The organism is Geomonas diazotrophica (assembly GCF_018919385.1).
GTDB lineage: Bacteria > Desulfobacterota > Desulfuromonadia > Geobacterales > Geobacteraceae > Geomonas > Geomonas diazotrophica.
Window position 1 is genome coordinate 149,580 of sequence record NZ_JAHLMF010000001.1, and the last position, 22,011, is coordinate 171,590.

The 22,011-nt window shown below is 65.2% G+C and carries 12 protein-coding genes; 10 read left to right on the plus strand and 2 right to left on the minus strand.

Annotated features, from left to right (window positions below; translation table 11 throughout):
• Window positions 1–12: 12 nt before the first annotated feature.
• Together KOM00_RS00660 and KOM00_RS00665 are read left to right on the plus strand one after the other, a co-directional pair.
• Complete coding sequence (locus KOM00_RS00660; RefSeq protein ID WP_216496907.1) at window positions 13–3,459, plus strand: pyruvate carboxylase; 3,447 nt, start codon at window positions 13–15, stop codon at window positions 3,457–3,459.
• A gap of 624 nt (window positions 3,460–4,083) precedes the next feature.
• Window positions 4,084–6,681 carry a cache domain-containing protein gene (locus KOM00_RS00665; protein WP_216496908.1) on the plus strand — a complete coding sequence of 866 codons (2,598 nt, stop codon included), beginning with the start codon at window positions 4,084–4,086 and terminating at the stop codon, window positions 6,679–6,681.
• A gap of 260 nt (window positions 6,682–6,941) precedes the next feature.
• Here the strand turns inward: KOM00_RS00665 and KOM00_RS00670 are convergent, their stop codons facing one another.
• Window positions 6,942–8,228 carry a nitrite/sulfite reductase gene (locus KOM00_RS00670; RefSeq protein WP_236026664.1) on the minus strand — a complete coding sequence of 429 codons (1,287 nt, stop codon included), beginning with the start codon at window positions 8,226–8,228 and terminating at the stop codon, window positions 6,942–6,944.
• A 208-nt stretch (window positions 8,229–8,436) separates the two neighbouring features.
• Between KOM00_RS00670 and KOM00_RS00675 the strand changes: the two genes are divergently transcribed.
• The 8 genes from KOM00_RS00675 to KOM00_RS00710 all read left to right on the plus strand — a co-directional run bounded on the left by KOM00_RS00675 (window position 8,437) and on the right by KOM00_RS00710 (window position 20,778).
• Window positions 8,437–9,702 (plus strand): sensor histidine kinase, encoded by a 1,266-nt coding sequence (locus KOM00_RS00675; protein WP_216496909.1) that lies wholly within the window; start codon window positions 8,437–8,439, stop codon window positions 9,700–9,702.
• A 160-nt stretch (window positions 9,703–9,862) separates the two neighbouring features.
• Window positions 9,863–13,333, plus strand: a complete 3,471-nt coding sequence (locus KOM00_RS00680; RefSeq protein WP_216496910.1) for a PAS domain S-box protein — start codon at window positions 9,863–9,865, stop codon at window positions 13,331–13,333.
• On the plus strand, window positions 13,326–14,138 hold the full coding sequence (locus KOM00_RS00685; RefSeq protein ID WP_216496911.1) for a response regulator: 813 nt from the start codon (window positions 13,326–13,328) through the stop codon (window positions 14,136–14,138). The genes KOM00_RS00680 and KOM00_RS00685 overlap by 8 nt, the downstream gene beginning before the upstream one ends.
• Window positions 14,139–14,189: 51 nt before the next feature.
• Window positions 14,190–15,761, plus strand: coding sequence for an HD domain-containing phosphohydrolase (locus KOM00_RS00690; RefSeq protein ID WP_216496912.1), 1,572 nt, complete (start codon window positions 14,190–14,192; stop codon window positions 15,759–15,761).
• Complete coding sequence (locus KOM00_RS00695; RefSeq protein WP_216496913.1) at window positions 15,758–16,417, plus strand: GTP-binding protein; 660 nt, start codon at window positions 15,758–15,760, stop codon at window positions 16,415–16,417. Before KOM00_RS00690 ends, KOM00_RS00695 begins: the two co-directional genes overlap by 4 nt.
• Window positions 16,414–17,700 (plus strand): sensor histidine kinase, encoded by a 1,287-nt coding sequence (locus KOM00_RS00700; RefSeq protein ID WP_216496914.1) that lies wholly within the window; start codon window positions 16,414–16,416, stop codon window positions 17,698–17,700. Before KOM00_RS00695 ends, KOM00_RS00700 begins: the two co-directional genes overlap by 4 nt.
• Before the next feature lie 3 nt (window positions 17,701–17,703).
• On the plus strand, window positions 17,704–20,100 hold the full coding sequence (locus KOM00_RS00705; RefSeq protein ID WP_216496915.1) for an ATPase, T2SS/T4P/T4SS family: 2,397 nt from the start codon (window positions 17,704–17,706) through the stop codon (window positions 20,098–20,100).
• 105 nt (window positions 20,101–20,205) lie between these two features.
• Window positions 20,206–20,778, plus strand: a complete 573-nt coding sequence (locus tag KOM00_RS00710) for a response regulator (RefSeq protein WP_216496916.1) — start codon at window positions 20,206–20,208, stop codon at window positions 20,776–20,778.
• Here the strand turns inward: KOM00_RS00710 and KOM00_RS00715 are convergent, their stop codons facing one another.
• The gene (locus KOM00_RS00715) at window positions 20,779–22,005 is read right to left on the minus strand and encodes a GGDEF domain-containing protein (RefSeq protein ID WP_216496917.1); all 1,227 of its coding nucleotides are present in this window, start codon (window positions 22,003–22,005) and stop codon (window positions 20,779–20,781) included.
• Window positions 22,006–22,011: the final 6 nt, after the last annotated feature.

Sequence of the window (22,011 nt, forward strand, 5' to 3'; positions counted from 1 at the left end):
AAAGGAGCGGAAATGGAAGCACGGAAATTCAGGAAGGTGATGGCAGCCAACCGCGGGGAGATCGCGATCAGGATCTTCCGCGCCTGCACCGAACTCGGCATCAGCACGGTTGCCATCTATTCGGAAGAGGACAAGCTCTCGCTGCACCGCTACAAGGCTGATGAAGCGTACCAGGTCGGCAAGGGGAAAGCCCCCATCGACGCCTACCTCGGCATCGACGAGATCATCGCCCTGGCCAAAAAGCGCGAGGTCGACGCCATCCATCCCGGTTACGGCTTCCTGGCCGAGAACGCCGAGTTCGCCGAGAAATGCGAGCAAAACGGCATCGCCTTCATCGGACCGACCGCCGAGATGCAGCGCGCCCTGGGGGACAAGGTGGCCGCGAGGAAGGTGGCCAAGGCCGCCGGGGTCGCCACCGTGCCCGGCACCGAGGAACCCATCGTCCACGAGGAAGAAGCCCTCATCTTCGCCAAGAACCACGGCTACCCGATCATCATCAAGGCGGCGGCCGGCGGCGGCGGGCGCGGCATGCGCGTCGCCACCAACCAGAAGGAGCTGCTGGAGGGGCTGCAGTCGGCCTCTTCCGAGGCGAAGGCCTCCTTCGGCGACCCCTCCGTGTTCCTGGAGCGCTACCTGAAAAACCCCAAGCACATCGAGGTGCAGGTGTTAGGCGACGGCTACGGCAGCCTGGTGCACTTCTACGAGCGCGACTGCTCCATCCAGCGCCGCCACCAGAAGGTGGTCGAGTTCGCCCCCTCGCTGGCCCTCCCCGGCGACACCCGCCTCGCCCTGTGCACCGATGCGTTGAAGATCGCCAAGCAGGTGGGGTACCGTAACGCCGGCACCGTCGAGTTCCTCCTGGACGAGGAAGGGCGCTACTACTTCATCGAGATGAACCCGCGCATCCAGGTCGAGCACACGGTCACCGAGATGATCACCGGCCGCAACCTGGTGCAGGCGCAGATCCTGATCGCCGAGGGGAAACGCCTTTCCGACCCGGAGATCAACATCCCCAACCAGGGCTCCATCGAGATGCGCGGCTTCGCCATCCAGTGCCGCATCACCACGGAGGACCCGACCAACAACTTCGCGCCCGACTTCGGCACCCTGACCACCTACCGTTCTTCCGCCGGCTGCGGTGTCCGCCTCGACGCGGGCAACGCCTTCACCGGCGCCCAGATCACGCCGCACTACGACTCGCTGCTGGTGAAGGTCAGCGCCTGGGGGCTCACCTTCACCGAGGCCGCCCACATCATGGACCGAAGCCTCCAGGAATTCCGCGTGCGCGGCGTGAAGACCAACATCGGTTTTTTGGAGAACGTGATCACCCACCCGGTGTTCCTGGCCGGCGAGTGCAACACCTCCTTCATCGACCAGCACCCGGAACTTTTGGTGATCCCGGAGAAGAAGGACCGCGCCAACAAGGTGCTTAACTTCCTGGGCGACGTCATCGTGAACGGCTCCCCCGGCGTCGCCAAGCCGCTGCGCTCCGCGGACCTGATCGAGGCGGCCGTGCCGCAGATCGACCTCTTCGCCCAAAAGCCCAAGGGGACCAAGGACATCCTGCGCGAGAAGGGGGCCGAGGGGCTCGCCAAGTGGGTGCTGGAGCAGAAGAAGCTCCTGCTCACCGACACCACCATGCGTGACGCGCACCAGTCGCTTTTGGCCACCCGCGTCAGGACCTATGACCTCCTGAAAGTGGCCGACGCCACCTCGCACCTGGCCAGCGACCTGTTCTCGCTGGAGCTCTGGGGGGGCGCCACCTTCGACGTCTCCATGCGCTTCTTGAAGGAAGACCCCTGGCAGAGGCTGCACGCCCTCTCCGAGACGATCCCCAACGTCCTGTTCCAGATGCTGTTGCGCGGCTCCAACGCGGTCGGCTATACCAACTACCCGGACAACGTGGTGCAGCGCTTCGTGGCGCAGGCGGCCGAGTCGGGCGTGGACGTCTTCCGCGTCTTCGACTCGCTCAACTGGACCCGCGGCATGCAGGTGGCCATGGAGGCGGTGCAGAAGTCCGGCAAGATCTGCGAGGCCGCCATCTGCTACACCGGCGACATCTCCGATCCCACCCGCACCAAGTACCCGCTCTCCTACTACGTCTCGATGGCCAAGGAACTGGAGAAGATGGGAGCCCACATCCTGGCCATCAAGGACATGGCGGGCCTGTTGAAGCCCTACGCCGGCTACCAGCTGGTCAAGGCGCTCAAGGAGGAGATCGGCATCCCGGTGCACCTGCACACCCACGACACCTCCGGCAACGGCGGCGCGCTGCTGCTCATGGCGGCGCAGGCCGGGGTCGACATCGTCGACGCCGCACTCTCCTCCATCTCCGGCCTCACCTCGCAACCGAACCTGAACGCTCTGGTGGCGACCCTGAAGGGGACCGAGTTCGACCCGCAGGTGAACGAGCGCGGCCTGCAGCAGCTCGCCAACTACTGGGAGACGGTGCGCGACTACTACGCGCCGTTCGAGTCGGGGCTGAAAAGCGGCACCGCCGAGGTGTACCACCACGAGATCCCGGGGGGGCAGTACTCCAACTACAAGCCGCAGGTGGCCGGCCTCGGCCTCATCGAGCGCTGGGAAGAGTGCAAGGAGATGTACCACAAGGTGAACCTCCTCTTCGGCGACGTGGTCAAGGTCACCCCCTCCTCCAAGGTGGTGGGCGACATGGCCATGTTCTTGGTGAAGAACAACCTCGAGCCCGAGGACGTCTTCGCCCCGGACGCCGACCTCGCCTTCCCCGAGTCGGTAGTCGGCTTCTTCAAGGGGATGATCGGCCAGCCCTACCAGGGCTTCCCCAAGGAGCTGCAGAAGATCATCCTCAAGGGACAGGAGCCGATCACCTGCCGTCCGGGCGAGCTTTTGGAGCCGGCCGACTTCGAGAGGGAGCGCGCCGCCGCCGAGGCCAAGGTGGGTCACCCGGTGAACGACGAGGAACTCATGTCCTACATGATGTACCCGAGCGTCTACGTGGAATACGCCAAGCACCGCCAGGAGTTCTCCGACGTCTCGGTGATCCCCACCCCGATCTTCTTCTACGGCCTGGAGCCGGGGCAGGAGACCTCCATCGAGCTTCAGCCGGGCAAGACGCTCATCGTGAAGCTCAACGCCATCGGCAAGACCCAGCCCGACGGCACCAAGAAGATCTACTTCGAGCTCAACGGCAACGCGAGGAGCGTCACCGTGCGCGACCAGTCGGTGCAAAGCGACGAGGCCGGCCACGAGAAGGCCGACAAGTCGAACCCCAAGCATGTCGGGGCGCCGATGCCGGGCAAGGTGATCAAGTTGAACGTCAAGGTCGGTGACGCGGTGAAGGCGGGGGACATCCTCGCGGTCACCGAGGCCATGAAGATGGAGACCAACATCAAGGCCAAGGAGGACGGCACCGTCGCCGAGGTCAAATGCAAGGAAGGGGGCAAGGTGGAAAAAGAGGAGCTCCTTTTCGTAATGGCATAGGCAAATCCACAACTGTCACAGGGGGGCTTCGGCCCCCCTTTTTTTGTGTCCGCATGCCCCGCGCCAAATCGTTGGCGTGCCCAGTAATCTCGCCCATTTCAGCTGCCTAAAATTAGTGCAATTTGCTGGAGACGTCCCCATTACGCCGTTTTCATGCCGCAGGACCCGATTTCTCCACATGGTTTTCCACAGGTGACGTGGATAGAAGAACTACTGCCAGCCGCTATCTACACCGTAAACGCCGCTAAGACCTTGATAGTTGTCCACTTTGCCCCGTTTCCCGGACGGAACGACAGTATATTGACGCGAAAGACGCCACCCCACCCTCCGACGTGCCCTTCCCTGTGCCGGCCAACATTCAAAAAGCCCTTTAATTACTGCAACATACAAATGCACTCTCTCATAAGATTAAATTACACTATCAGGAAAAGTGGTTTTTCCAGGAGAACCGGTCAATATATTGGTAAGCACAAATAATAAAAGACTGACGGCTAAGTTGTTATTTCGTCAGGAAGGTTTATAAGAGTTTTCATGACTGACACAGGCTGCCTGCTCTAGCAGCGGTACCGACCAGAGGCGTGACAAAAACCAGGGGACCGGGAACCAGCAGCCAGCGGAGCGTTTGTGCTTTTAACCAGCATGAAAACCAAGATGACCCTGGCCGTGTTCCTGCTGGTCGGGGTCCTGATGACTGTCTCCGCGGTCGGCTCATTCCTTTTCTTCGAGAAGACCTTCAAGCAGAGCATCTCCCAACAGCAGGCCGTCCTGCTGGACTCGCTCTCCGCCCAGATCGACGACCGGATCTTCGACTTCACCTCCGAACTGCACAACCTCTCCCGCCGTCTCACCCGGGATGCCGTGGCTCACCCCGAAAAGGCCCAACTCCTTTTGGATACCGAGCAGAGACAGCGGGCGTTCTTCGACAACTCGCTGTTCCTTTTTTCCCCCTCCGGCAAGCTCGTCGCGGCCACCCCACAAGGGCTCAACTTCATCGGCATGGACTTCTCCTTCCGCGAGTACTACAAGGAGACGGTAAAGCGCGGCGCCACCTACATCTCCCCCCCTTTCGCCTCGCTGCAGAAACAAAGCCGCCCCATCATCATGTTCACCGTCCCGATCTTCGACGAGAAGCATGAGCTGGCCGGCATCCTCGGAGGGAGCATCGACCTGCGCGAGCAGCACTTCCTGCGCTCGCTGGCCGCCCTCAAGCTCGGGAAGAGGGGTTTTCTGTCGCTCTACGACGCCCGGCGCAACGTCCTCATGCACCCGGACAAGCGGAGGGTGCTGCGCCAGGACCCGCCCGGGACCAACGAGATGCTGGAGCGCGCCCTGCAGGGGTTCCAGGGGACGGCGGAAACCATGACACGGACGGGAATCCCGGTGCTGCGCTCCGTGAAGCGGCTGCAGTCGACCGGCTGGGTGCTGGCGGTGAGCTACCCGATCGAAGAGGCGTATGCCGCCGTGTACACCGCCAGGAACTACTTCGTGGCCGGTTCGTTGGCCGCCGCCCTCCTCTCGCTCTGCCTGGTCTGGCCCTTCATGCAGTACCTGACCAGGCCACTGGTCTCCTTCACCAGGCACCTGGAACAGCTTCCGGCCAAGGGGGACCTCGCCCAAAAGTTGGCGCCGGTCGCCTCCGACGACGAGATCGGCCAGATGGCCCGCACCTTCAACACCATGCTCCTGGAACTGGAGCGCTCCGCAGACTTCTACCTGACCCTGTTCGACAACTTCCCCGCCATGATCTGGCGTGCCGGCACCGACAGCAAGGTGAATTACTTCAACCGGACCTGGCTCGATTTCACCGGGCGCGACCTGGCCGACGAGCTCGGTGACGGCTGGGCCGCCGGGGTGCACGCCGAGGACCAGGATTACTGCATGAAAACCTACCGTGACGCCTTCGCGCAGCGTGCCCCCTTCCAGATGCAGTACCGGCTGCACCACGTGGACGGCAGCTACCACTGGATCGTCGACATGGGGAGGCCCTTCAACGGACTGGATGGCAGGTTCGCGGGGTACATAGGGACCTGCTACGACGTGACCGACCGCCTCCAGGCCGAGGAGGAGAGAAGGGCGCTGGAGCACCAGCTGACCCAGTCCCAGAAGATGGAAGCGATCGGCACCCTCACCGGCGGGATCGCCCACGACTTCAACAACATCCTCACCGCCATCATCGGCTACGGCACCATGATGCAGGTGCAGTTGGAGGATGATCATCCCCAGCAGGCGAAGGTAAGCGAGATCCTGCGGGCGTCCGAGCGGGCCGCAAACCTCACCCGGAGCCTTTTGGCCTACAGCAGGAAGCAGGTGACCAACCCGGTGCCGGTCGGGCTGAACGCGATCCTCGTGAACCTGGAGGTCATGCTGCGCCGCCTGATCCCCGAGCACATCGAGTTGAGGATGCATCTAGCCGGCGAAGAGCTTTCCGTTCTGGCGGATTCAGGGCAGATCGAGCAGGTGATCATGAACCTCGCGGTGAACGCCCGGGATGCGATGGCCAATGGCGGCATCCTGAGCATCGCGACGGATCGGATCATCCTTGACCAGGAGTTCGTGGCGGCGCACGGCTACGGCCTCCCCGGAAGCTACGCCCTGATCACGGTGGCCGACACCGGCATCGGCATGGACGAGAAGACGCGCGACCGGATCTTCGAACCCTTCTTCACCACCAAGGAGCCGGGGAAGGGGACCGGCCTGGGGCTGGCCATGGTGTACGGCATCGTCAAGCAGCATTCTGGATTCATCAACTGCTACAGCGAGCCTGGGCACGGCACCGTGTTCAGGATATACCTCCCCCTGATCGACCTCCCCGCGCGAAGCGAGAGCATCGCCGTCGAGGATGCCGTGCACGGCGGCGAGGAGACCCTGCTACTGGTCGAGGACGACGCGGTGATACGCGATATGGTGCGGGAGCTTTTGCAGGATTTCGGCTACCGGGTGATCACCGCGGTGGACGGGGTCGATGCCGTGGAGAAGTTCCAGGCGGCTGGCGGGAGTGTGGCACTGATCATCATGGACGTGATCATGCCGCGCATGAACGGCAGGGACGCTTACCAGGCGATATCCGCGTTGTCCCCCGGGGTCAAGGTCATCTTCATGAGCGGCTACACCGCCGACATCATCACCGACACCCTCACCATGGGGGACCCGCGTCATTTCGTCTCCAAGCCGATCAAGATCAACGAGCTGCTGGCGCGGGTGCGGGAGCTTTTGGACGAGTGAACTACGGAGGCCGTCGAACGTTCGGTGGCCTGTGTACGGCGCGCTTTGAAAGTGACACGACAGGAGGGGGGACTCCCCTCGCCCTCCGGGAGAGGGGATCAGTCCGCATCGAGCCTCTCCCGGGGGAGAGGGGATGAACCGGTGAGGGGGCTGGGTGAAAAGTCCGCGGAAGTGCCGGCGGCTGCCCCGGGATGTACAACCGTGCAGAAGCGGCCGCCGGCAACGTTGAACGTTGTACCTTGAACGGGTGTAAAGAGGGTTTAGATCTTTTTGACCGCCGCCAGCAGCTCGGTGAGGTTCAGCCCCTGCTGCTCCGGTTCGGCGAAGGCGCCGGCACCGGCCCGGTACAGGTCGAAACGCGGGGCACGCCCGGCCTGGTCGCTCACCAGGCGCGACGCCACGATCCCCGCCTGCGCGAGCTGCGGCTGGGCGCAGCAGTTGGGGCAGCCGGAGATGGCCCAGGTAAGCTTGAGCGCCTCCTCGCCGAGCTCCGCCACCACCGCCGCCGCGACGTCGCGTGTGGCAGCCAGCCCCATGATGCACTCGTGGCTGCCCGGGCAGACCCGGAACACCACCCGCTCGGCGGCGCTTTCATTGGCAAACCCCGCCTCGGAGAGCGCCTTGAGCGCCTCTTCCCGGCCGCTCCCCTCGACTAGGTGCATCACCACGGTCTGGTTCCCGGTCACCATCAGCATCCCGCCGCAGAACCTGCCGGCGATCTCCGCCAGCGCGGCCAACCCGTCGGCGGAGAGCTCCCCCGCGAAGACGCGCGCCTCCAGACGGTCCTCGTCCGCCGCCGGCACCGGCAAAAGGCTCCCGGTCAGGGTCGGCGCCGACGTCGGCAGCTCTGCAAGCGCCTCCCCCAGCACCCTGCGCCGAAACTCCTCCTGCCCGATCTGCCCCACGAGGAACTTAAGCCGCTTGGGGGGCGGGGTGTTGGCTTCGTACTCTACGAGCACCCTCTCTATCAGGGGGAGCACCGCTTCCTCGACAACCCCCGGGGCCAGCAGAAAGCCAGGTACCGGCTCGCGCCCCAGCCCCCCGGCCGCGTAGACGTCGTAACGGGGGCGGCCGTCATCGGAAGGAGCGGGGACGAAGGCCAGGTCCTGGATCAGGTGCCTCTTGCTGGAGGTGTCGGCCTCGACGCCGATCTTGAACTTCTTGGGGAGCTTCTCGAAACGGGGGTTCCCCGTGAAATGCCGGTGGATCTTCCTCACCAGGGCTTCGAGGGTGGGGGCGCCCGCGGCCGAGAGGCTGCCGCAGATGACGCCGCGCACGGCGCCGCCGCAGGCGCCGCGGTTGTACAGTCCCACCTGGGCCAGCTGCGCGGCCACCACCGGGAGGTCCCCCTCGGTGAGCCAGTGCAGCTCGATGCTCCCCCTGGTGGTCAGGTGGGCCACCCCGCGCGCGTAGCGCCCGGCCAGTTGCGCCACCTTGAGGGCCTGGTCTGCCGAGATGATGCCGGCGGGAAGCTTGACGCGCTGCATGAAAAATTCCTTCTGGCGCTGGGGGTAGATCCCCTCGAGGCGCAGGTTCTTGTCCGTCATGATATGTCTCTCCTGGTGGGTCCTGTCTGCCGGCGGCCGGCCGGCCTTCGATACTACCTTTTTTCGCCTGCGCCGTCATCCGGAAAAGCCGGTTGCGCAAAAACGCTTCAGTAGCATGTTCGCTGCGCCGATGAGGTAGTGGTGCCTCCGGATCGGTCGGTTGAACCGGCGGAGGGGACCCCATCGACACCGCGCGGACCGATGCATCATGAATGATTTTTGCGAGCAGCCTAAAATACTCGTCGTCGACGACAGCGCCGCCATCCGCTGCTACGTGACTTCGCTGCTAGCCACGGCGGGGTACCGGGTACGCGAGGCGGTCGACGGGGCCGGCGCCCTCGCCGCACTGCAGGCGGAGCAGCCGGACGTGGTGCTCCTCGACGTGGAGATGCCGGGGCTTTCCGGCCTCGACGTGCTGCGCACCCCCGCCCTGCACAACCGCATCTACTCCGTCATCCTCTTCACCACGCAATCCGCCCAGGATCAGATCGCCCTGGGGCTCGATCTCGGCGCCGACGACTACGTGATCAAGCCCTTCCACGAGGTCGACCTCCTGGCCAGGATCCGCGCCGCCGTGCGCAGCACACGCCAGAAGGGAGCCCTGGCCCGCGCCAGGCAGGAAATGGAGCAGACCCTCGCCAAACTGCAGAAGACCCAGCGAAAGCTGGTCGAACAGGAAAAGGTGGGGGCCGTGGCGCGCTTGGCCGCCGGCGCCGCACACTACATCAACAACCCGCTCGGCTTCGTCATGAGCAACCTCTCGACGCTGGAGCGTTACGCCCTGGCCCTGCAAACGCACGCGGCCGACCTCACCGAGCTGCTGCGCACCGCCGACCCCGACAGCGAGGAGCGCATCGCGGAGCTGGAGAAGAAACACCGCCTGCGCCAGATCACCCTGGACCTCCCCGCACTGCTGCAGGAGACCCGGGAAGGGGGGGGACGCATCGCGCTCATCGTGCAGCAGATGGCCCAGCTCGAACTGGGGCTCGCCAACCAGGGGGTACAGGAGCTGGAACTGGTCGGCTTGATGAAGCCGCTGGTCGACATGATCACGGTCCTCGCCCCGCCGGGAACCGAGGTGCGCTGGTCCCAGCCCGAGGGGCCCATCTTCGTCGAGGGGTCGCTGACCCTGCTGAACACGGCGCTGGTCGCGCTCCTGAAAAACGCCTGCGAGGCACTGGGAAGCGTCCCGGGCACCATCAGCGTCTCCATCGGCTCGCAACAGGAGCTGGCCGAGATCACCATCTCCGACAGCGGCCCCGGGATCCCGCAGGACCAGATCTCCTCCCTCTTCGACCCCTTCTTCACCACCAAGTCCCCCGACAGCCATGTCGGGCTCGGGCTCACCATCGCCCAGCGCTTCATCGCCGGGCACGGCGGCCGCATCCTCGTCTCCAGCGACACCTCGGGCACCTGCGTCCGGGTCGAAATCCCCCTCGCGCCTTCCCAGGCACCCCTGTCAAGGTTAGTATAAATTAATCCAATAACTACGCTCACTTAGACAAGATTCGCTCAAGCGGGGACCGTTTTCTCCGATAGGTGAAGGAACGCGAACGCCGCTCGGTGCCGAGCACGCTGCGGGACGCGTCCCACTACCGGCGTTCACCACGCAACCATTGCAGACCGGCATTGACATGAGGATAAAGACCAAGATATCTGGCCCGATTTTCCTGCTGGTGGCTCTCCTGATGGGGCTGCTCACCTTCGCGGGATACCAGTACCTCGCCCATGCCCTGAAGCTGAGCGTGGCCCGGCAGCATGCGGCGATGCTCCGGATGGCCGGGAGATACATCGACGACGAGCTGCTGCACTCGAGGCAGATGCTGGAGCTGCTCGCCAGGGGGCTCGAACCCGCCCAAATGCGCGACCCGCGCGCGATGCGACGGGCGCTGGGGCAGATGCAGATGGCCCGCACCTTCTTCAACGGCGGCCTGGAGATCATCGACGACCGCAGGCAAAGCGTGGCCAGGAGCTTAGCCGCTACGAGCAGCCCCACCGGCCGCGGCAACGGCTACGCCGCAATGGCGCTGGCAACCGGCAAACCCTCAGTCTCCCCCCCCTACCTCGCCGAGGGGGATCCGCACCGCCCCACCATCAGCCTCTGGATTCCCGTACTGCGCCCCGACGGCAGCGTCGCCGGCCTTTTGGCCGGGCACCACGATCTCACCCGGGACAACGAGACCGACCGGGCGCTGCACACCGTGGGGCAGCGGGGACGCCTCATCGTCCTGGAACGCAACCGCACCATCATCTGGCACCCCGATCCCGGCCGGGTCATGCAGCACATGGCTCCCGGAGAGGACCCGGGGATCGACGACGCCCTGCAGGAAAACCGCCTGTCCGAGGGAGAGGTCCGGGATGCGCGGGGCGAAACCTGGATCACCACTGCCCTCCCCCTCACCAACGCCAACTGGATCGTCGCCGTGCAGTACCCGGAATCGGAGTCCTACCAGCCTCTGCAACAGGCCCGGCTCGTCTTCGTCGCGGCCCTCGTGATACTCCTGCTGCTGACCCAGGTGACGCTTTGGCGCCTGATCCGGCGCATCACCCAGCCGCTGGCCCGCCTGGTGGACCACATCCGAAACCTTCCTCTTAAGACCAGCGGCGAGCGCCGGCTCGTCCTCAACACCGGCGACGAGCTGGAGGACCTAGCCTCGACGGTGAACACCATGGTGGAGGAAATGGACAGGCGGCGGGAGGCCCTGGAGGAGAACCAGGAACTCTACCGCATCATCGCCGAATTCACCTCCGAGATCGCCGTCGTCTGCAACCCGGACGGATCGCTGCGCTACATCTCCTCCAACTGCCAGGGGGTGACCGGCTACGCGGATCGGCAGTTCCTGGAATCCCCGGGGCTTTTGAACGACATCATTCATCCCGAGGACCGCGACATCTGGCAGCAGCGCAACCTCTGCGCCAGGGAGGGCACACCGGCCGCCCCGGTGGAGCTGAGGCTCCTCACCCGGCAGGGGGAGACCCGCTGGTTCAAGTACATCTGCCGCGATGTGACCGGACCCGACGGCGAATACCTCGGCCTGCGCGGCAGCTTCAGGGACATCACCCAGGACCGGCTGCTGGAAGGGATGCTGGAGACGGAGCGCCGCTTCGCCGAGGACCTGCTGGAAAACACGTCGACACCGCTCTTCGTCATCGACAGCAACCACCGGGTCATCGTCTGGAACCGCGCCATCGCCGAGATGACCGGCATGACCGCCGGCGAGATGCTGGGGACCGACCGGCAGTGGGAGCCGTTTTACCCGGAAAAGCGCCCGACCCTGTGCGACGTCGTCCTCTCCGGCCAGACCCAGCAGATAGCGGACTTCTACCCGACCTACAGCAGCGACGTGGTCATGAAGGGGATCATCAGGGCGGAAGGGTGGTATCGAAACCTCAACGGCCTGGACCGCTACCTCTGCTTCGACGCGGCGCCGGTGCTGAGAAACGGCGAGGTCGTGGCGGTGGTGGAGACGCTCTACGACATCACCGACCGGGCCCGCGCCGAGGAATCGCTGCGCCTGTTCTCGCAGGCGGTCGAGCAGAGCGCCAGCTCCATCGTGATCACCGACGCCGGCGGGGTGATCCAGTACGTGAACCGCAAGTTCTGCGAGGTGAGCGGCTTCGAGAAGGAGGAGGCGCTGGGGAGCAGGCCGAGCATCCTGAAGTCCGGGCGGCTCCCCGAGCAGAGCTACCGCGAGCTCTGGGAGACCATCACCGCCGGCAAGGAGTGGCACGGCGAGTTCTACAACAAGCGCGAGGACGGGAGCTTCTTCTGGGAGAGCGCCCTGATCTCGCCCATCAGCGACCAGCACGGCAAGGTGACCCACTACCTGGGGGTGAAGGAGGAGATCACCGCCCGCAAGGACGCCGAGCGGCAGCTGCTCAAGAACCAGGCGGAGCTCGTGCTCAAGCACGAGCAGCTCTCGGAGCTCTTCCGCCAGGTGGAGAAGGGGAAGCGGGAGTGGGAACAGACCATGGACTGCGTCGACGACCTGGTGGCGATGGTGGACGCCCAGGGGAGGGTGCGGCGCTGCAACCGCGCCTTCAAGCTTCTGACCGGCAGTTCCTATTCGAGGCTGGTCTCGGCCAACTGGCACGACCTGCTGCGGGGGGCGGGGATGGCCCTGGAGCCGCTGGAGGCCGGCCAGAGCGAGCTCTACCACGAGGCGAGCGGGCGCTGGCTCACCCTGAGGATCTACCCCTACGGCGACCAGGGGTGGCAGGTGATCATGCTGCACGACCTGACCGAGATCAAGCAGGTCTCCGAGGAGCTGGTGGTCGCCTACCAGGAGTTGAAGGCGACCCACTCGCAGCTTTTGCAGCAGGAGAAGATGGCCTCCATCGGGCAGCTCGCCGCGGGGGTGGCGCACGAGATCAACAACCCCATGGGGTTCATATCCAGCAACCTGGGCACCATGGTGAAATACCTGGAACGGCTGGAAGGCTTTCTGGAGGTCCAGTCGGCGGGCATCGCCGAGGTCGCGCCGGAACAGGTGCGGCAGGAGGTCGCCGAGGCACGCAAGAAGTTCAAGGTCGACTACATCCTGGGGGACGCCCGGAGCCTCTTGGCGGAGTCCCAGGACGGGGCGGAACGGGTGCGCAGCATCGTGCAGAACCTGAAGAGTTTCTCCCGCGTCGACGACGCCCAGGCCACCTACGTCGACCTGAACGAGTGCCTGGAGAGCACCGTCACCATCGCCTGGAACGAGCTTAAGTACAAGACCACGCTGGTGCGCGACTACGGGGAGCTCCCGCCGATCAAGTGCCGCCCGCAGCAGCTGAACCAGGTGTTTCTGAACATGCTGGTGAACTCCGCCCACGCCATCGAGAAGCAGGGGGAGATCACCATCCGGACCAGGCGGGAAGGCGAAGAGGTGCTGATCGCCTTTTCCGACACGGGAGCCGGCATCCCGGACGAGATCAAGAGCCGCATCTTCGAGCCATTCTTCACCACCAAGGAGGTGGGGAAAGGAACCGGCCTCGGCCTTTCCATCAGTTACGACATCATCAAGAAGCACAAGGGGAGCATCGAGGTGGAAAGCTCCGTCGGCCAGGGCACCACCTTCACCATCAGGCTTCCGATCGAGGGGGGTGCCTTAGATGAATGACCAGACAAGGATACTGTGCGTCGACGACGAGCGGAACGTGCTGCGCGCCCTGGAGCGGATCTTTTTGGACGACGACTACGAGATCCTGACCGCCGCGTCGGGGGAGGAGGGGCTGCAGCTTCTCAGCGAATCGCCCCAGGTGAAGGTGGTGATCTCGGACTTCCGCATGCCGGGGATGAACGGGGTGGAGTTCCTCAAGGAGGTGTTCACGCGGCACCCCGAGACCATCAGGATCGTCCTCTCCGGCTATGCCGATACCGCCGCGGTGGTCGCGGCCATAAACGAAGGGAAGATCTACAAGTTCATCCCCAAGCCCTGGAACGACGACGAGCTGAGGGTGACGGTGGCCAAGGCCTTGGAACACTTCGAGATCCAGCGCCGCAACGAGCAGCTGGCAGAGGAGCTGCGGCGCAAGAACCAGGAGCTGTGCGAACTGAACGCGGACCTGCAGCAGCGGGCGGTATCCTGCAGTTGCGGCTTCATGCAGAAACACGGTTCGCTGCTGCACGCGGCCGTCGCCCTGGACCACCTCCCCCTGGGGGTGCTGACCCTGGACGGCGGCGGCACCGTGCTGCAGATGAACCGGGAGGCGGCGCACCTGCTCCAGGTGGGATGCCACGAACTGGTCGGGAAACGGCTGGCCCAGGCCCTGCCGCCGCAGTTTGCGCAACTGGCCGAGCAAGCCCGCCTCCCCGGTCCAGGGTGCCGCAGCGTGCAGGCCGGGGGGACGCAGCTAAAGCTTGAGGTGCGCTCGCTCGACCAGGACGCGGGAGAGCTCCTGATCACCATAGCCCCGGGGGCCTGAGGCGCGCCGCACCCGCCGGATAGCACGAGGTTGCCATAAAGGAAGAAGGACATGGACATACAGTCGCAGAGCGAACCGCATAAAGTCCTCCTGGTCGACGACGAGGAGAATATCACCCGCTCCATAGCCCGGCTCCTCATGGAGCAGGAACTGGAGCTGGAGGTGCTGCGCGCGGTATCGGGGGCCGAGGGGCTGGAGCAGCTCAAGGCGCACCCAGACGTGGCGCTCATCCTCTCGGACCAGCGCATGCCCGGCATGACCGGGGCGCAGTTCCTGGAGCAGGCGAAGAGCCTGGCGCCCGAGGCGGTGCGCATGGTGCTCACCGGCTACGCCGACATGGCGGCCACCATGGACGCCATCAACAAGGGGGGAGCCTCGCGCTACCTGCTGAAGCCCTGGGACGACGAGGTCCTGGTGCGCACCATCCGGGAGGGGGTCGAGCAGTACCGCCTGGTCCGGGAGAACCGGCGCCTCACCGCGCTGGTGGAGCAGCAAAACAGGGAGCTCTCGGCCTGGAACGACAGCCTGAAGGGGCGGGTCCTGGAACAGACGGCGACCATCAGGCGCCAAAACGAAGAGCTCAAGGAGCGCAACCGGCGGGTGACCCACTCCTTCCGCGAGACCATCCTCGCCTTCTCACGCCTCATCGAGCTCCACTCCAGCCGGCTGCAGGAGCACACGAGGAACGTCACCGAGCTCTGCGTCAGGATCGCCCGCGACCTGAAGCTCTCCGAGCACGAGGCGGAGACCGTGCGCACCGCGGCGCTTTTGCACGACGTCGGGGTGATCGGCATCAGCCAGGACATCCTGCAGAAGCGGATGTCCTCCATGAACCGGGAGGAGCTCGGCATCTTCCTGCAGCACGCGGTCCGGGGGCAGGCCACGCTGGACGCGGTCGAGGAGCTGCGCGAGGCCGGCGTCCTGATCCGGCACCACCACGAGCGCTACGACGGCGGCGGCTTCCCCGACGGGCTGGCGGGAAAGGAGATCCCGCTCGGCGCCCGGATCATCGCCATGGCCGACTTCGCGGACCGCGAGCTGACCGAGCTTGGGGGGGACGACCCGCTCGCTGCGCTCTTCGCGCGCATGGAGAGGGAGCTGGGGCGGGGGCTCGATCCGGAGATCTTCCCGGTCGTGGAGCGGCACGTGCGGGACCTGTACCTCCCCACCTACTCGCGCCGCGCCGAGGTGGCCGAGAAGGAGCTGCGCCCCAAGCAGCTCCTGGAGGGGATGACGGTGACCCGGGACCTCCATACCCCCTCGGGGGCCCTGGTCCTGGAGCGCGGCACGGTGCTCGACGCCGGGCGCATCATGGCCGTCGGGCGGGCCTACCAGGTCGACCCTCCCCAGGGAGGGATCTTCGTCAGCTGGGCTCCCTCCGGGGGGAGCGAGGGGAGCGCGGCCCGGTTCACGGCCAGCGTCCCGGTGGCTGAGCAGGAGGTGGCGCCCGACCGCCTCGCGGAGGGGATGAAGCTCACCCGGAACCTCTACAGCGGCACGGGGCTGTTGCTCCTCACCGAAGGGACGGTGCTGAACAGCGGCGCGATCGACGCGGTGCTGCGCTACTACCGGATCGACCCCCCTTCCTGCGGGGTATGGGTGGTCGAAGAGAAACGGAAATGATCGAGTACAGCGAAAAAGAGCGGCGCATGGTGCTGAAGCTGGTCTACTACGGCCCGGCCCTCTCCGGCAAGACCACGAACCTCTTGCAGCTGCACGACCTGCTCACCCGGCAGGGGCGCGGGGAACTGATGGTGCTGGACACCAGCGGCGACCGCACCATCTATTTCGACCTGCTCCCCTTCTTCCTTACCGCGCCGAGCGGCCTGAAGATCAAGGTCAAGGTGTACACGGTACCGGGGCAGGTCTGCCACGACGCCACCAGGAAGGCGGTGCTCCAGCGGGCCGACGGGGTCGCCTTCATCGCCGACTCCAGCCCGGCCGAAGCGCAGAGCAACTTCACCAGTTTCGACAACCTGGAGCGTAACCTGGCGCTGGTGGGGCTCGACATCGAGACCCTCCCGCTGGTGATCCAGTTCAACAAGCGCGACCTGCCGCAGGCTGTTTCCGAACGGGAGATCCGCGCCGCCTGGGACCCCACCGGGGTCGCGGTGGTCATGGCCAGCGCGCTGCACGGCGAGGGGGTGGCCGAGACCTTCGCGCGGCTGGCCGGGCTGGTCTACGACCGGATCGACGCCCGCTACGCCCTCACCGGGGAGCACGGCCTGACCCGTGACCAGTTCGTGCGGCAGCTCACCTCGCTCAAGGAGGAGCCATGAGCGAGGATACCCTGGAATTCCTGGTGGGCGAGGAGAAGAGCCTGCGCGAGCTCCTCCTGGACAGCGACGTACTGCCGCTGCTCGAGGGGGCGCTGCGGGCCGGAGCCGGCGGCGCGCGGGTGGTGAACGAGGAGGGGGAGGAGCTTTGGAGCGAGAGCGACGGCGGCGGCCGGGGCGAGCTCCTGGCCCGGCTCCCCCTGTACCTGGAGGGCGAGCCGGTGGCCCGGCTGGAGCTGTTCGGCTCCCCGGAGCAGCGCGACCGGCTGGTCCCGCTCGCCTCGCTGCTCGTGGCCGCGCTGGACACGCTGCTCCGGAACAACCTCAAACGGGTGCTCACCACCGAGATCCACACGTGCGTGGTGAACAGCTCTCACGAGGAGCTCCTGCGCATCAACGCGGATCTCGCAAGGAGCGAGGCGCGCTACCGGGAACTGGCCGAAAACCTGGAACTGCGGGTGAAGGAGCGGAGCGCGGAGCTGAAGCGCGCCCAGGCCCGGATGCTGCAGCAGGAGAAGATGGCCGCCATCGGGCAGCTGGCCGCAGGCGTCGCCCACGAGATCAACAACCCCCTGGGCTTCATCACCTCCAACCTGCACACCCTGCAGAAGTACACGGCGCGCTGCTGCGCCATGCTCCAGTTCTACCGGGAGCGCCTCAGGCCTGACCTGCCGCTGCAAACGCTCTTCGAGGAGGCCGAGCTCAAGTGGCGCGAGCTCAAGCTCCCCCAGGTGCTCGCCGACGTCGGGGACCTGATGGCCGAGAGCCTGGCCGGGGCGGAGCGGGTGAGCCGGATCGTCGCCGACCTCAAGGGGTTCTCCCACGTGGACGAGGCGGGCGAGGTCCGGGTGGACCTGAACCAGGAGCTGGAGCGGACCCTGGGGGTGCTGTCGCACCTCCTTGCCGGGCGGGCCGAGGTGGTCAAGGAGCTGCAGCCGCTCCCCCCGGTCACCTGCCAGGGGCAGCTCCCCGGGCAGATATTCCTGAACCTGATCCAGAACGCGCTGACCCATGCCGGGGGCGCGCCGCGCATCACCCTCTCCAGCTGTTTCGACGGGGAGCGGATCAGGATCGGCATCGCCGACAACGGCCCCGGCGTCCCCGCCGCGCTGCGCGGCCAGATCTTCGACCCCTTCTTCACCACCCTGCCGGTCGGCTCCGGCACCGGGATGGGGCTGGCCGTGGTCTGGGAGGCGGTGCTGAGACTAAAGGGAACCATAGCCGTGGCCGACGCGCCGGGGGGAGGCGCCGACTTCATCATCACCATCCCCGCAAAGAAGGAATAGCGCATGGCCAAATATTCGGAACTGTTCAAGGCCGCCATGAAGGGGGAGGAGCGGGAAGGCGCCCCTCCAGCCGCGGAGGCGAAACGCTTCGGCGTCCTCTTCGTCGACGACGAGCCGGGGGTCCTCTCCGCCATGCGCCGCATCTTCATGGATGAGAACTACCAGCTGTTCGTTGCGCCGGGGGGTGCCGAGGCGCTGGCCATCATGGAGAGCAACGAGGTGCATCTCATCGTCTCGGACCACCGCATGCCCGGCATGACCGGCGCGGAGCTCCTGAAGACGGTGAAGGAGCGCTGGCCGCAGACCATCAGGATCATGCTCACCGGGCACGCCGACGTCAGCTCGGTGATGGGGGCGGTGAAGGACGGGGCGGTCTACAAGTTCATCACCAAACCCTGGAACGACGACGACCTGAGGCTCACGGTGAGTCTCGCCCTGCAGCAGTACCTGCTGATGCAGGAGAACCAGACCCTGAAGGAGCTGACCCGCTCCCAGCAGCAGCGCATCAAGAACTACGCGAACCTCTTCGACGAGAACCGGGGCATGATCGGCGGCATCCTGGTGAAGGCGGGGCTGCTCGGCAAGGAAGAGCTGGCCCGGGCCGCCCAGGAGCGCAGCGAAGGGGAGTTCTTGAGCGATACGCTCGTGCGGCTGGGGGCGCTCACCGAATCGCAGGTGGTGAAGGCGCTGCAGGCGTCGCTCAACATCGAATACGTCGACCTCTCCTGTGCCGAGATCGCCAGCCAGGCGGTGCGCTTTCTGCCGCGCGACCTGTGCGAGCGCAACCGGATGGTGCCGATCCGGATGACCGGCCGGCAGCTCACCGTCGCCATGGCCGACCCCTCCGACATCTACAAGATCGACAACATCGCCATGATGACCGGGCTGAGCGTGACGCCGCTTTTGGCGGCAAGCTCGGAGATCGTAGCGCTGCTGCAGCGGGTCTACGCCGAGGGGCCGCTGCTGCTCGAGCAGGGCGCCGATCTGGAGCCGATCGACGAGATCGACATCATCATCGACGACGAGGAAAGCCAGGTGAGCGTCACCGAGCTGATCGGCTCCTCGGAGGTGCCGCCGGTGATCCGGATCGTGAACGCGGTGATCTCGGAGGCGATCCGCTACCACGCCAGCGACATCCACATCGAGGGGAAGACCAAGTACACCCTGGTGCGCTTCCGGATCGACGGCCTTTTGCACAGCAAGATCAAGATCCCGGCCGACCTGCACCCCGCCATCGTGTCGCGCATCAAGATCCTCTCCAAGATGGACATCTCCGAGCGGAGAAAGCCGCAGGACGGGCGCATCACGGTGAAGGCGGGGACCAGGATCGTCGACATGAGGGTCTCTTCGATGCCGACACTGAACGGCGAGAAGATGGTGCTGCGCATCCTGGACAAGAGCGCCGCCATCAAGGAACTCCCCGACCTGGGGGTGCTCCCCGGCGACCTCAAAAAGATCCGCACCATGGTGAAGAAGCCGCAGGGGGTCATCATCGCCACCGGCCCCACCGGAAGCGGCAAGACCACCATGCTCTACTCCATCCTCGCCACCATGCTCGAGGGGAGCAAGAACTTCGAGACCATCGAGGAACCGGTGGAGTACTTCGTGGAAGACGCGAACCAGGTCGCGGTGCGGGAGAAGATCGGCCTTTCCTTCGCGAACGTTTTGCGCGCCACGCTGCGCCAGGACCCGGACGTGATCCTTGTGGGCGAGATCAGGGACGCCGAGACCGCCGACGTCGCGTTCAAGGCGGCGCTGACCGGCCACATGGTCCTCTCCACCCTGCACACCAACTCGGCCGTGGCCTCCATCACGCGCCTTGTCGACATGGGGATCAAGCCGTACATCATCGCCTCGGCCCTGGAGGGGCTCTTCGCGCAGCGCCTGGTGCGCCGGATCTGCCCCGACTGCAGCATCGAGGTGCCGGTAGACCAGGAGATCGCGGAGCTGCTGCGGGTGCCGCCGGGGCTGCTCGGCGAGACCGTGCACCGCGGCAAGGGGTGCGAGCGGTGCAACAAGACCGGGTACCGGGGGCGTACCGGCATCTTCGAGCTGTTCACCATGAACGAGGATTTCAGGCACTTCATCAGCACTTCCTACCGCGAGAGCGAGCTTTTCGAGATGGCGCGCGGCAGCGGCATGAGGACCCTGATGGAGGACGGGCTGGAGAAGGTGAAGCTTGGGATGACCACGCTGGAGGAGCTCCTGCGGGTGATGGGGCCGCAGCTTTTGTACCAGAGGAGCTGCGAATGCTGCCAGCGCACGGTCGACGCCAAGTTCCTCTTTTGCCCCTTCTGCGGCTCCATGCGCCGGAACTTCTGCAAGAGCTGCAAGGTGCCGCTGGAGCCGCAGTGGCTCAACTGCCCACACTGCGGCACGCCGAAGGAACCCCATGGATGACGGCGGCGCCAAGCCACGAGCCGCCTCTTCCGCTGGGAGGGGGGCCAGCGGGGATCATCGCAGTCAGGGAACAATTTACGTCAATCGACGCAACGAGGTGAAAACATGTCCAGTGAGGAAAAAGCCGAACACAGCATCTTGATAGTCGACGACGAGCCGCACGTGATCTCGGCCCTCATGCGGGGGCTCGACGAGGAGCCCTACCTGATCGAGGGGGCGCCCGGGGGGAAAGAGGCGCTCCGGCTCATGACGCAGCGCCGTTTCAAGGTGGTGATCTCGGACGAGAAGATGCCGGGGATGGACGGGGCGGAGTTCCTGGGGACGGTGAAGGAGTTGTACCCGGAGACGGTGCGCATCATGCTGACCGGTCATGCCAGCATCGAGGCCACCATGCGCGCGGTGAACAGCGGCGAGATCTACCGCTTCTTCACCAAGCCCTGGAATGATACGGAACTGAAGCTCGCGCTGAAGAGCGCGCTGGAGAAATACGACCTGGAAGAGGAAAACCGGCGTCTGTTAAGGACGGTGAGACACCAGTCGCAGGAGCTCAAGTACCTGGAGAAGAGCTACCCCGGCATCTCCGCCCTGCGTAGGGAGGCCGACGGCGCCATCAGGATCGACGAGATCTCCCAGGAGGAGATCGACGGCATCATCGCGCAGTGTAACCAGAAGCGCTAGCTAGACCACCCGGTCCCGGCCGCCGCTCTTGGCCTGGTACAGGTTCTGGTCGGCTCGCTTCAACACCTGCAGCAGGTCGTCATCATTGTGCTGCACGTTGGCGACGCCGGCGCTGGCGGTGATCCGCAACGGTTCACCATCGACCAGGAAGGGCTCCTCGCGGATGAGCGACCAGATCTTGTGCGCCACGCTGAGCGTCTGCTCCCGGTCCGAGCCCGGCAGTACCACCAGGAACTCCTCGCCACCAAAGCGCCCGAGCGAGTCGTAGCTGCGCAACGACGCGCTCACCCTCTCCGCGAACAGCTGCAGCAGGTGGTCGCCGGCCAGGTGACCGTAACGGTCGTTTACCTGCTTGAACCGGTCGATGTCGATCATGATGAAACCGACCTCCGCGTCGGTCAGTCCCTTCTCCCTGCGGCGCAGGGCGCGCGCGAACTCCCTGCGCCCGATCATCTCTATCTGCATCTTGTTGAAGGTCCCGGTCAGCCCGTCGATCAGGGTCTGCTTCCTGAGAACCTCCTGGGTTTCCTTGAGCTCGTTGGTCCCCCTTCGGATCAGCACGAAGGAGATCCCGAAGACCACCATCAGGGTGCCGCAAAGCGCCGCCAGCGAAAGAAACGCCGCGTTCACGGTCTGCTGGCGGTACTTGGTGACGTCGATGTAGACCTCGAAGCTCCCGATCACCTTGCCGCGGGCGCGGATCGGGATGTAGGTTTCCACCACGTCCACGTTGAACTTAAGCTCGTCGGCGAGATCCTTCACCTCTTCCTTGCGCTCGAGCTTGGAGTCGAAGGCGCCGGTCAGCGCCCGGGCGAGCCTCCGGTTGTCGCGGTCGACCTCGCCGATCAGCTTGGCCTCCGTGCTGTACACGATGCGGCAATCGGAGGAGTAGATCTTGATCTTGACGATGTCGAAGGGGGAGAGGAACGTCCTGAGATCCCGGTCGAGGATGAAGAAATTTTCGGGCAGCACCTCGACGGCGAAGGTGCCGTCGCTCTTGGCCACGGTGAAGCGGGCCCTCTCATCCTCGGAAAGGGCGGTGCTGACCTTGATCGCGTCCTCTTCGGCGCTGTCCACCAGGTTCTTTTGCAGCACCCGGTAGAAGGCGTAGCCGGCAAGCGACGTGATCAGGATGATGGAAACCAGGGCGACGGCGACGAACAGGCGCAGCAGGGAATCGGGATCCTTCCTCGCGTCGGCATGGAATATGGTGCGGAATAGCTTCACGGTCAA